A 12,160-nucleotide genomic window follows, 5' to 3' on the forward strand; every position below is an offset into this window, starting at 1 on the left:
GCCAACCCCGTTGTTCACGGTTGAATTCAGGCCGATGGCGCCCGCAAAGGGCTGCGGGCGCCCAGAGATTACAAATCGCTTTGCTTGTGGAAGCCGTCTTTGATGACGGTAGATTCGATGTTGGTTTTATCCACTTCGATAGGGTTCAGCAGACGAGCCGGTACATCTTTCAGCCCATTATTCAGCTTCGCGTCGGCTTTCGGCGCTTGCCCATTACCCAGCTCCACGGCAATTTGTGCGGCGGTATTGGCGAGTTCGGTAATTGGTTTATACACCGTCATGGTCTGGGTACCGGCGATGATGCGCTTCACGCCAGCCAGATCCGCATCCTGCCCGGAAATGGCGACTTTGCCCGCCAGCCCCTGGGCGCTCAGTGCCTGGATCGCGCCGCCTGCGGTCGCATCATTGGAAGCGACCACGGCATCGATTTTGTTGTTGTTGGCCGTTAAGGCGTTTTCCATGATTTTCAGGGCGTTTTCAGGCAACCAACCGTCTACCCACTGATCGCCGACGATATGAATTTTGCCGTTATCGATAAACGGCTTCAGCACTTTCATCTGCCCGGCGCGGAACAGTTTGGCGTTATTGTCCACCGGCGAACCGCCCATCAGGAAGTAATTACCCTGCGGCACTTTATCGACCAGCGTTTTAGCCTGCAATTCACCGACTTTTTCATTATCAAAAGAAATATAAAAATCGATGTCGGCGTTATTAATCATCCGGTCATAGGCTAATACTTTAATTCCTTCGCGTTTGGCTTCGGCCACTACGTTACTTAATACCTGGCCGTTGTAGGGAATTATCACTAATACATCGACGCCGCGGTTAATCATGTTCTCAATCTGCGACATTTGGGTTTCTTCGTTGCCATTCGCTGATTGTACAAAGACTTTCGCGCCGAGCGCTTCTGCTTTATTGACGAAAATATCGCGGTCTTTTTGCCAGCGTTCCAGTCGGAGGTCGTCAATTGCCATGCCGATTTTTACTTCTTTGGCGATACCGCTCATGCTGGTCAGTAGCAATGAAGCGCACAGGGTGAGGGTAAGGTTCTTTATCTTCATAGTGTTAGTACCTGTTGTATACCCGTCATGCTTCAAGTTGCCGGTGCGTTGGCTGCGCTCACTCATCCCAGCCATGTACTTATGTACACTCCTGGGATTCGCTCCCTTGCCGCGTGACTCAGCCTTCGGCTTCGCCCCTTAGGGGCCAGCGCAAGCGCTGTTCAAAGCCCTTAAGGCTTTGTCCTGCAACTCGAATTATTTAGGGCATAGAGTGATAGTGACGTATTACAACTCAGAGTAAAGAGACGCTCTTTCAGTAAACGTTTAAAGTTTTGACCTGGAAGCGGCGAACCTTCAATTACAGATTTTCGTCCCGGCATTACGTTTTTTTGTTTGTTTTCTGTTTTATGACCGCGATCGAACTTTAAATTTAACAAATAACCCGAATTGCCTGGATTTGGATAATCTCTCGCACTTTTGTTATTTCTGTAAATATAGTTTTTGTGACCGGTGGCGCGTTTGTGCATTATCTTAATGGCAGTGTGAAATAACGTAATTGAGTAACGTGCGGGTAATATCCAGGATTATTTTACACAGTGCTCGAACCCGCTCTCTGATTACGGAGTTAATTATGCAAAGTTATTTCGACCAGCTTGAACGTGTGAAATATGAAGGACCCGAGACATCGAATCCTCTGGCGTTTCGTCATTACAACCCGGACCAAAAAGTGCTGGGTAAACGTATGGAAGATCACCTGCGGTTCGCTGCGTGTTACTGGCACACATTCTGCTGGAATGGCGCAGATATGTTTGGCGTGGGTTCTTTCGATCGCCCCTGGCAGCAGCCGGGCGATGCGCTGGCGCTGGCGACCCGTAAAGCGGAAGTGGCGTTTGAATTTTTCCATAAGCTGAACGTGCCATACTACTGCTTCCACGATGTGGATGTCTCGCCGGAAGGGGCGTCGCTTAAAGAGTATCTCAATAATTTCAGCCACATGGTCGATGTGCTTGAGCAGAAACAGCAGCAGTCAGGCGTGAAACTGCTGTGGGGCACCGCCAACTGTTTTACCCACCCGCGCTATGGCGCTGGCGCAGCGACCAGCCCGGATCCGGAAGTGTTCTCCTGGGCGGCTACGCAGGTGGTGACGGCGATGAACGCCACGCACCGTCTGGGCGGTGAAAACTACGTGCTGTGGGGCGGTCGCGAAGGGTATGAAACGCTGCTCAATACCGATTTACGTCAGGAGCGCGAGCAGATTGGCCGCTTCATGCAAATGGTGGTCGAGCACAAACATAAAATTGGCTTCCAGGGGACGCTGCTGATTGAGCCGAAACCGCAGGAGCCAACGAAACATCAGTACGATTACGATGTGGCGACGGTATACGGTTTCCTGAAACAGTTCGGACTGGAAAAAGAAATTAAGGTCAATATTGAAGCCAACCACGCTACGTTGGCCGGGCACTCTTTCCATCATGAAATCGCTACCGCAATCGCGCTGGGCGTATTCGGTTCCGTTGACGCCAACCGTGGCGACCCGCAGCTGGGCTGGGATACCGACCAGTTCCCGATCAGCGTGGAAGAGAACGCGCTGGTAATGTATGAAATCATCAAAGCGGGCGGCTTTACCACTGGCGGGCTGAACTTTGATGCCAAAGTGCGCCGTCAAAGTACCGATAAATACGATCTGTTTTATGGGCATATTGGCGCGATGGATACCATGGCGCTGTCGCTGAAGGTCGCGGCGCGCATGATTGAGGACGGCGAGCTGGATAGCCGCGTCGCCAAACGTTACGCCGGCTGGAATGGTGAACTGGGCCAGCAAATTCTGAAAGGGCAGCTCTCGCTGGAGCAATTAGCGAAGTACGCTGAACAGCAGAACCTGGCGCCGCGTCATCAGAGCGGGCATCAGGAGCTGTTGGAAAATCTGGTGAATCATTATCTGTTCGATCGTTAAACCCCTGCGCCACAACGATGGCGCTGATTAAGGAGTTGCCGCCATGTATATCGGGATTGATTTGGGAACCTCGGGCGTGAAAGTCATTTTGCTGGGCGAGGAGGGCGAGCTGCTGGCGACGCATTCCGAACCGCTGACGGTATCGCGTCCTCATCCGCTGTGGTCAGAGCAGGATCCCGAATCATGGTGGCGAGCCACCGACAAGGCAATGCAGGCGCTGGGCGCGCAGCACAGCCTGAAGGCGGCGAAGGCATTAGGCATCGCGGGGCAGATGCATGGCGCAACGCTACTGGATAAGCAACAGCGAGTACTGCGCCCGGCGATATTGTGGAACGACGGCCGCTGCGGTGAAGAGTGCCAGCTGCTTGAAGCCAGCGTCGCCGATTCCCGAACCATCACCGGCAATCTGATGATGCCGGGCTTCACCGCGCCCAAGCTGCTATGGGTGCAACGCCATGAACCGGCGGTGTTTGAGCAGGTCAATAAGGTTTTATTACCTAAAGATTATTTGCGTTTGCGGATGACCGGTGAGTTTGCCAGCGATATGTCTGACGCCGCGGGAACGATGTGGCTGGATGTCGGCAAGCGTGACTGGAGTGATGAAATGCTGGAGGCATGCGGGCTAACGCGTCAGCATATGCCCGCATTGTTTGAAGGCAGCGAGGTGACCGGGCATTTAACGGCGGATATTGCCAGCCGCTGGAATATGCCTGCGGTGCCGGTTGTGGCAGGCGGCGGCGATAACGCCGCAGGCGCAGTCGGCGTGGGCATTGCCGATGCCGGGCAGGCGATGCTCTCCCTGGGAACGTCCGGCGTATACTTTGCCGTCAGCGATGGCTTTCTGTCGAAGCCGGAAAGCGCCGTTCACAGCTTCTGCCACGCGTTGCCCAAACGCTGGCACCTGATGTCCGTCATGCTGAGCGCCGCGTCCTGCCTGGACTGGGCGGCCAAACTCACCGGTTTGGGCAGCGTTCCGGCGTTAATTGATGCGGCAAAACAGGCCAACGCCGATGCGGGTCCGGTGTGGTTTCTTCCCTATCTCTCTGGCGAGCGGACCCCCCATAACAACCCGAACGCTAAAGGCGTTTTTTTTGGCATGACGCATCAGCATGGTCCGGCGGAGCTGGCGCAGGCGGTGCTGGAAGGGGTGGGATATGCGCTGGCTGACGGGATGGACGTCGTACACAGCTGCGGATTGCAACCAAAGAGCATCACCCTGATCGGCGGCGGTGCGCGTAGCGAATACTGGCGGCAAATGCTGGCAGATATCAGCGGGCAAATCCTCGATTACCGCACCGGCGGCGATGTCGGCCCGGCCCTGGGCGCGGCGCGTCTGGCACAGATTGCGCTTTCGCCTGGGGGATCCTTGCAGGAGTTACTCCCGCCGCTGCATCTTGAACAGCAGCATCAGCCTGACGATGCAAACGTCGCACGCTATAGCGAAAGACGTGAAACCTTCCGGCAGATTTATCAGCATCTGGAGCCATTGATGAAGTAACGGCGCGAGACGTCCTGGTTTAACCGTTCTTTGTCCGTTTTTGGTATTACCGGCCTTCAGACGCCTTGCCAGAATGGGGTTACACCCACTGAGCGAGGCGTCCTGAAATGTCACATTCCGCATTGATTAACATCGATACCCAGGTTTCTTTCTTTCATCGCGATTACTGGGAAGATATCGACTTCGCTGATTTCCAGCTGGCGATTTCCCAACTGATTACCGGTTGCCAAAAGTTGGAAATTCCAGTGGTGGACATTTTCCACGTTGCCGATCAGGGGCCGTTTTCGCTGGCGTCCGGCTATGTGAAGCCGATGCCTTTTCTGACTCATCAGGCAGATGTCACTTTTCATAAGCATGTTCATAACGCGTTTACCGACACCGGGCTGGACCACTGGTTACGCGTCCGGGGAATCAACCACCTGATTATTTGCGGGATACGCACCGAACAATGCTGCGAAACCACGGCCCGCGTGGCGTCTGACCTGGGATACCGGGTGAGTTTTGTTTCTGAGGCGATGCTGACCTTTGCGATGCGCTATAAAGACATTACTCTGGATAGCCAAACCCTGCGTCATCGTACTGAAACGGTGCTGGAAGGCCGTTTCGCCACGGTGCAGACGGTCACTGAATGCCTGGAGTCGCTGAGATGAAAACGGATGTCTGGTTTTTGGTGTTGCCCGGTACGCTGGCGCTGGACATGATCGGGCCTGCGGAAACGCTCGGCCTGGCAAGCGACGCGTTCAATCTGCATTACATTGGGCCCGAGCCGGAAGTCAGCACCTCGATCGGGTTAACTATGGGCGGCATCGGCCCGCTTCCTGAGCAACTACCAAAAAAAAGCCTGCTGGTGCTTTCCGGCGTTAGCGATTCAACGCGCTACTTCGATACGCCGCAGGCGGTGGAGGCGCGTCGCTGGCTGGGTCGCCAGCTCGCTGCTATCCAGCGCGGGGATATCCAGCTGGTCTGCGTCTGTTCCGGTTCGCTGCTGGCGGCGCGTTCCGGCCTGCTGCACGGTGTAGAATGCACCACTCATCACGATGTGATAACGCGGCTAAAAGCCGCCGAACCGGGCGCTATCGTGCGTGAAGGGCGGATCTTTGTTGAAGATCGCGGCATCTGGACCAGCGCGGGTATTACCTCCGGCATCGATTTATCACTGCATCTGATTAACCGGCTGCACGGCCCGCAGCTGGCGTTAGACGTGGCCCGTGAGATGGTGGTGTGGTTTCGCCGTTCGGGAGAGGATCCGCAGCTGTCGCCCTGGCTGCGCTATCGTAATCATATGCATCCGGCGGTTCATAAAGCGCAGGATTTACTGTCGGGTTCGCCGGAAATTGAATGGCGGCTGCCGGATATCGCCGCGCGGGTGTTTGTCAGCCCGCGTCACCTGTCGCGCTTATTCCAGCAACTTCTGGGCATCAGCGTGCGCGATTATCTGGAGCAGCTTCGTCTGGCGCAGGCTGAACAACGCCTGTTGCAAGGTCAGGGCGTTGAGCAGGCTTCCCATGCGGCAGGGTTTTCGTCACCGCGCCAGTTGTATCGCGCCCGACGGCGCGCTAGCTAACCAGCCTGCGCGTATCAATCCGCTGTAACAGCATGGAAAGTATTAGCGAACCCATCAGCGTGGCGCTAAAGATCCAGATGATATCCAGCACCGGCCAGTGGGTGATTTCAATATGACGAGTGCGTAACGCATGAATAAACAGGGCATGGAAGCCGTAAATGCCGAGCGAGTAGCGAGAAATTAATGCCAGCCCCGGCAATGGCCGGGCGTTAAGGGAATTTTTGACCACCACAAACAGGCTCAGGGCGGCGATAAACACCAGCGGCCCGCAGTAGAGATAAAAGGTGTCGCTAAAATTGCCTTGTCGCGCCAGTTCCGAATGCGTTCCCAGGCTGATTAACGTGACGCAGGCGATAAACAGCAGCGCGGCAATAATGGTATAGCGGCGATATTGCGTTTCCAGCATGCCGATGGCGCGACCCAATAACCCGTACAGCACGTAATAAAACGTATCACCGTTAATATACAAATTAACCGGTAGCCATTTCATGCCGTAGAAACTTTGCGGCACTGTATTGGGGTTCGCGATCACCCCTGCCACTAACAGCAACCCAAAAATGACCGGCAAACTAACCTTTTTTACCGAAATCAATGGAGATAGCAGGTAAATAACGATAATCGCGAAGAAGAACCACAGGTGATAAAACACCGGCTTTTGAAACAGATTGATTAACGATAAACGCGGGCTGATTGAAGTAAACAGCGCGATATAGAGAAACGCAACGGTGCTGTAAAACAGCAGACACAATCCGATGCGTAAAAAGTGGCGTCGTTCAGCGCTGCGTTCGCCAAAAAACAGGTAGCCTGAAATCATAAAAAACAGCGGAACGCTGACGCGCGAGGCGGAATTCAGGACATTGGAAAAATTCCAACTAAACGGCGTAACGACATCGGCGTTGGTAATATACCAGGTCGTGGTATGGATCATAATCACCATCAAACAGGCGATGCCGCGCAAGTTATCTATCCAGTTTATTTTTTGCTGCATTTTCTCCCCGGCTCACACGTTGCTATTCCGCTAGTGTCGGTCTATTAATTATCACTGTACTCCGGATCATTCCGAGTTTGCTTTCCAGGGCTTGCGGCGTGCCGCGCGGGCCAGCCACAATGCATTCTGACGTGAATGCACGGAAAACCCTTAAAAACGGATAGCAAAGTATAATGACTACGACACCCATACGCTTTTCTATGCTTGCCGCCGTCATCCTCCTCGCCGGTTGCGCCAGCCAGGAAACGCAACCGCAACATGCTCAGAAAGCGAAAGTCACGCCGATCCATTCGCTGGCGATGGAAAACCAGTGCCGGGAAAATGCCGCCCATCGCTATAACCTTACCAGCCAGAATATCCGTATTACCGATTTCGACGCTTTCCAGGGCAGTTACGAAATGCAGGGCAGTACCGCGCGCCAGGAAGGATTTACCTGCGCATTTGATATGAATGGGCAGTTTTTACACTTATCGATGCGTTAATTCTCTTCACTACCGCAGATAACCCTACTTAAACGCGGGAATTCCATTCTGAAGCGCGATTAGACGCCTCGTTCCGTTGCCCCTGTGATGCAACGTTTAGTCTTTTGAGTATATACTGGTCGCTTCCACTTAAACCCACTCGTATCGCGTGCGAAATCAACATGCAAAAGTTTGATACCAAGACCTTTCAGGGCTTGATCCTGACCTTACAGGATTACTGGGCCCGCCAGGGCTGCACCATCGTTCAACCGCTGGATATGGAAGTCGGCGCCGGCACCTCACATCCCATGACCTGTCTGCGGGCGCTCGGGCCTGAGCCCATCGCTGCCGCTTATGTGCAGCCTTCCCGCCGCCCGACCGATGGCCGCTACGGCGAAAACCCCAACCGTTTACAGCACTACTATCAGTTCCAGGTGATCATCAAGCCCTCGCCGGACAATATTCAGGAACTGTACCTGGGATCGCTGAAAGAACTGGGTATGGACCCAACGATTCATGATATTCGCTTCGTGGAAGATAACTGGGAGAACCCGACGCTGGGTGCCTGGGGTCTCGGCTGGGAAGTGTGGCTGAACGGTATGGAAGTCACTCAGTTTACCTACTTCCAGCAGGTTGGTGGCCTTGAATGTAAGCCGGTGACCGGTGAAATCACCTACGGTCTTGAGCGCCTCGCTATGTATATCCAGGGCGTGGACAGCGTTTACGATCTGGTATGGAGCGACGGTCCGTTGGGTAAAACCACCTACGGCGATGTGTTCCATCAGAACGAAGTGGAACAATCGACCTACAACTTCGAATATGCGGACGTGGACTTCCTCTTCACCTGCTTCGAGCAGTATGAGAAAGAGGCCCAGCAGCTTCTGGCGCTGGAAAACCCGCTGCCGCTGCCAGCCTATGAACGTATTCTGAAAGCCGCCCACAGCTTTAACCTGCTGGATGCCCGTAAGGCCATCTCGGTAACCGAGCGTCAGCGCTATATCCTGCGCATTCGCACGCTGACCAAAGCTGTGGCGGAAGCCTACTACGCTTCTCGTGAAGCGCTGGGCTTCCCGATGTGTAACAGAAACAAATAAGAGGCTGCCATGTCTGAAAAAACTTTTCTGGTGGAGATCGGCACTGAAGAGCTGCCACCAAAAGCCCTGCGCAGCCTGGCGGAATCCTTCGCTGCGAATGTTACTGCTGAACTCGATGCGGCCAGTATCGCCCATGGCGATGTTAAATGGTTCGCTGCGCCGCGTCGCCTGGCACTGAAAATCGCCAATCTGGCGGAATCTCAGCCGGATCGGGAAGTTGAAAAACGCGGCCCGGCAATTGCCCAGGCCTTTGATACCGACGGCAAGCCGAGCAAAGCGGCGGAAGGCTGGGCGCGCGGCTGCGGTATTACCGTCGATCAGGCCGAGCGGTTAACCACCGATAAAGGCGAATGGCTGCTGTATCGCGCGCATGTAAAAGGCGAAAGCGTTGAAACGCTGCTGCCTGGCATGATCGGTGTTTCGCTGGCAAAACTGCCCATTCCCAAACTGATGCGTTGGGGCGCGTCTGACGTTCACTTCGTGCGTCCGGTGCATACCGTTACGCTGCTGCTGGATGACAAACTGATCCCGGCTAATATCCTTGGCATTCAGTCCGATCGCGTGATCCGTGGGCATCGTTTTATGGGCGAGCCGGAATTCACCCTTGAACATGCCGATCAGTATCCGGAAATCCTGCTGGAGCGCGGTAAAGTCATCGCCGACTACGAGCAGCGTAAAGCCAAAATCAAGGCCGACGCAGAAGATGCGGCGCGTAAAATTGGCGGCAATGCCGATCTGAGCGAAAGCCTGCTGGAAGAAGTCACCTCGCTGGTGGAATGGCCGGTCGTGCTGACCGCTAAATTCGAAGAGAAATTCCTGGCGGTACCGGCAGAAGCGCTGGTTTACACCATGAAAGGCGACCAGAAATACTTCCCGGTTTATGACAATAACGGGAAGTTGCTGCCTAACTTTATCTTTGTGGCGAATATCGAATCCAAAGATCCGCAGCAGATTATCTCCGGTAACGAAAAAGTGGTGCGCCCGCGTCTGGCGGATGCGGAGTTCTTCTTTAATACCGACCGCAAAAAACGTCTTGAAGATAACCTGCCGCGTCTGGAAACCGTGTTGTTCCAGCAGCAACTGGGCACCCTGCGTGATAAAACCGACCGTATTCAGGCGCTTGCCGGTTGGATTGCCGGGCAGACCGGTGCGGATGTGAATCATGCGACGCGCGCGGGCTTGCTGTCTAAATGCGACCTGATGACCAACATGGTATTCGAGTTTACCGACACCCAGGGCGTGATGGGGATGCACTATGCCCGTCACGATGGTGAAGCGGAAGACGTTGCCGTGGCGCTGAACGAACAGTACCAGCCGCGTTTCGCGGGCGACGATCTGCCGTCTAACCCGGTGGCCTGTGCGGTAGCGATTGCCGACAAAATGGATACCCTGGCGGGTATTTTCGGCATCGGCCAGCATCCGAAAGGCGATAAAGACCCGTTTGCGCTGCGTCGCGCTGCGCTCGGCGTGCTGCGTATCATCGTTGAGAAAAACCTGCCGCTCGATCTGCAAACCCTGACCGAAGAAGCGGTGCGTTTGTATGGCAGCAAGCTGACCAACGCCAACGTGGTTGATGACGTTATCGACTTTATGCTGGGCCGTTTCCGCGCCTGGTATCAGGAAGAAGGCCACAGCGTGGATACCATCCAGGCGGTGCTGGCGCGTCGTCCGACCAAACCGGCGGACTTTGATGCCCGTATGAAAGCGGTATCGCATTTCCGCACTCTGGAAGCGGCTTCAGCGCTGGCAGCAGCCAACAAACGCGTATCGAATATTCTGGCGAAATCCACCGAAACGCTGCATGACCATGTCCGCGCTTCGGTATTGAAAGAGCCGGAAGAAATCGAACTGGCGCGGCAGCTGGTTATTCTGCGCGACAAACTGGAACCGGCCTTTGCCAAAGGCGAATACCAGCAGGCGCTGGTGGAACTGGCAGCGCTGCGCGCGCCGGTCGATGCCTTCTTCGATAAAGTGATGGTAATGGCAGACGATCAGGAGCTGCGCGTTAACCGCCTGACGCTGCTGTCTAAGCTGCGCGAATTGTTCCTGCAAGTCGCGGATATTTCACTGCTGCAGTAACAGTTGCTGTAATAATTGAAAAAACCCGCTAATCGAGGCGGGTTTTTTATTTTTGACGTTATCTTAAAACAAGTTTATTGATTAAAAATAGCCGTGCTGTTAACGGTTGTGCTAATTATAGGTAAGACAAATATCGGTATTATCATGACCGGGTGCTCAAGGCTATTTAGCCGGAGCATGACGCAAAGGTTGGATAGACGAAAGCCCCGTAATTAAATCCATTTAATTAACGGGGCCGCAATCACTAACCTAACAGTATGATTGTAGCCCCTTCCAACGAAGGAGGCAATTATGCCTGTAAAGCATAAATACACATTTTTAAGTGTATTAGTAATATGTGTAACTATTCTCTGTTTTATCTGGATAGTGCAGGATCGTCTTTGCGAGTTCAGCATAAAAGAGAAAAACAGTGAATTAAGGGCAATGCTTGCCTGCGAAGCAGGGAGGTAAAGCAGTGCGGGAGAGTCATCTCCCGCATTTCAGTCAACTGTATGGGTTGAGCCTGAAGGCACCCAAATTTATTCCTGAATGTCGTCTCAGCCATTATCTGAAAACAATTTCATTTGTTTAAAACACGTATGCTATTAACGATTCCGTTAATTATCTGCGATACAAATATCATTATTATACTATTCGGGTGCTCAAGGCTATTTAGCCGGAGCATGACGCAAGGGTTGGATAGACGAAAGCCCCGTAATTAAATCCATTTAATTAACGGGGCCGCAATCCCAACCAGACAGTTGGATTGTAGCCCCTTCAACCGAAGGAGGCAATTATGCCTGTAAAGTATAAATACACATTTCTTTGTGTATTAGTCGTATGCGTAACGCTGCTTTGTTTTATCTGGATGGTGAAAGATCGTCTGTGTGAATTCACCCTTAAAGAACAAAACAGCGAATTACGGGCGGTCCTTGCTTACGAAGCAGGGAGGTAATTGCAGTGCGGGAGAGCGATCTCCCGCATTTCAGTCAACTGACGGGTTGGGCCTGAAGGCACCCGCACTTATCTCTAAACACACAACCCCCGTATAAGACGGGGGTTGTCACGACCAGGAAAACCTAAAGGATACAGAGCAATAAAATTATTCCATCAACTGCTTACTGAGCATCGGGTTCGCCTGAATCAGGCGCATCAGCTTCAGTTCGGTGCTGGAGGGTTTTACGCGTTTTGATTCCCATTCATGCACCATGGCAACACTCACGCCCATCACCCGGGCCAGGTCATCAACTTTCAAACCGGTACTCTTTCGCAACTGCTCAAACTCGGAAAAAGCGGACGGTTTATGGGTCAGGGTCACTTTCTGTGAATCATCTTTAAAAACAATCTGCTCAAGGCTGCTGAGCAACTCAACCATTGGATCTTTATATTCCATTGAGAACTCCTCATAAATCACACTGCGGGATCGTGAACGCTAAGAAGCACATTAAGAATAGTCCCTAAATGCAATCAGGGATCGTTGCGCTGGTGATTAATCGCGCGATTAGATTTTTTTTAAGCGGCAAAGCGCAGTAAATTTCATGC

General features: G+C 53.2%; 12 protein-coding genes. 9 read left to right on the forward strand and 3 right to left on the reverse strand.

Annotated elements, in window-relative coordinates:
• Nucleotides 1–68: 68 nt before the first annotated feature.
• On the reverse strand, nt 69–1,061 hold the full coding sequence (xylF, locus tag GV764_RS00465; protein ID WP_161658578.1) for a D-xylose ABC transporter substrate-binding protein: 993 nt from the start codon (nt 1,059–1,061) through the stop codon (nt 69–71).
• A 571-nt stretch (nt 1,062–1,632) separates the two neighbouring features.
• Here xylF and xylA point away from each other — a divergent pair.
• The 4 genes from xylA (at nt 1,633) to GV764_RS00485 (ending at nt 6,017) form a co-directional block, all read left to right on the forward strand.
• Nucleotides 1,633–2,955, forward strand: a complete 1,323-nt coding sequence (gene xylA, locus GV764_RS00470) for a xylose isomerase (protein ID WP_161658580.1) — start codon at nt 1,633–1,635, stop codon at nt 2,953–2,955.
• A gap of 43 nt (nt 2,956–2,998) precedes the next feature.
• Nucleotides 2,999–4,453, forward strand: coding sequence for a xylulokinase (gene xylB / locus GV764_RS00475; protein WP_161658582.1), 1,455 nt, complete (start codon nt 2,999–3,001; stop codon nt 4,451–4,453).
• Between the two features lie 107 nt (nt 4,454–4,560).
• Nucleotides 4,561–5,103 (forward strand): cysteine hydrolase family protein, encoded by a 543-nt coding sequence (locus GV764_RS00480; RefSeq protein ID WP_161658584.1) that lies wholly within the window; start codon nt 4,561–4,563, stop codon nt 5,101–5,103.
• Entirely contained in the window at nt 5,100–6,017 is a 918-nt protein-coding gene (locus GV764_RS00485; RefSeq protein WP_161658586.1) for a helix-turn-helix domain-containing protein, read from the forward strand. The genes GV764_RS00480 and GV764_RS00485 overlap by 4 nt, the downstream gene beginning before the upstream one ends.
• On the opposite strand, the gene GV764_RS00490 is transcribed toward GV764_RS00485, so the two are convergent.
• Nucleotides 6,010–7,005: an acyltransferase gene (locus GV764_RS00490; protein ID WP_161658588.1), complete on the reverse strand. Its 996-nt coding sequence runs from the start codon at nt 7,003–7,005 to the stop codon at nt 6,010–6,012. The genes GV764_RS00485 and GV764_RS00490 overlap by 8 nt on opposite strands.
• Nucleotides 7,006–7,178: 173 nt before the next feature.
• Between GV764_RS00490 and GV764_RS00495 the strand changes: the two genes are divergently transcribed.
• The 5 genes from GV764_RS00495 (at nt 7,179) to GV764_RS00515 (ending at nt 11,573) form a co-directional block, all read left to right on the forward strand.
• Nucleotides 7,179–7,487 carry a YsaB family lipoprotein gene (locus tag GV764_RS00495; RefSeq protein ID WP_161658590.1) on the forward strand — a complete coding sequence of 103 codons (309 nt, stop codon included), beginning with the start codon at nt 7,179–7,181 and terminating at the stop codon, nt 7,485–7,487.
• Between the two features lie 161 nt (nt 7,488–7,648).
• Entirely contained in the window at nt 7,649–8,560 is a 912-nt protein-coding gene (glyQ, locus tag GV764_RS00500; RefSeq protein ID WP_125292786.1) for a glycine--tRNA ligase subunit alpha, read from the forward strand.
• A gap of 9 nt (nt 8,561–8,569) precedes the next feature.
• Nucleotides 8,570–10,639: a glycine--tRNA ligase subunit beta gene (gene glyS, locus GV764_RS00505; protein WP_161658592.1), complete on the forward strand. Its 2,070-nt coding sequence runs from the start codon at nt 8,570–8,572 to the stop codon at nt 10,637–10,639.
• Between the two features lie 291 nt (nt 10,640–10,930).
• Nucleotides 10,931–11,089, forward strand: coding sequence for a Hok/Gef family protein (locus tag GV764_RS00510; protein WP_161658594.1), 159 nt, complete (start codon nt 10,931–10,933; stop codon nt 11,087–11,089).
• A gap of 325 nt (nt 11,090–11,414) precedes the next feature.
• On the forward strand, nt 11,415–11,573 hold the full coding sequence (locus tag GV764_RS00515) for a Hok/Gef family protein (protein WP_161658596.1): 159 nt from the start codon (nt 11,415–11,417) through the stop codon (nt 11,571–11,573).
• A 147-nt stretch (nt 11,574–11,720) separates the two neighbouring features.
• Here GV764_RS00515 and GV764_RS00520 read toward each other — a convergent pair whose 3' ends face one another.
• Nucleotides 11,721–12,011 carry an HTH-type transcriptional regulator gene (locus tag GV764_RS00520; RefSeq protein ID WP_125292777.1) on the reverse strand — a complete coding sequence of 97 codons (291 nt, stop codon included), beginning with the start codon at nt 12,009–12,011 and terminating at the stop codon, nt 11,721–11,723.
• Between the last annotated feature and the right edge of the window lie 149 nt (nt 12,012–12,160).

Source organism: Atlantibacter hermannii (assembly GCF_009907385.1).
GTDB classification, from domain to species: Bacteria; Pseudomonadota; Gammaproteobacteria; order Enterobacterales; family Enterobacteriaceae; genus Atlantibacter; species Atlantibacter hermannii_A.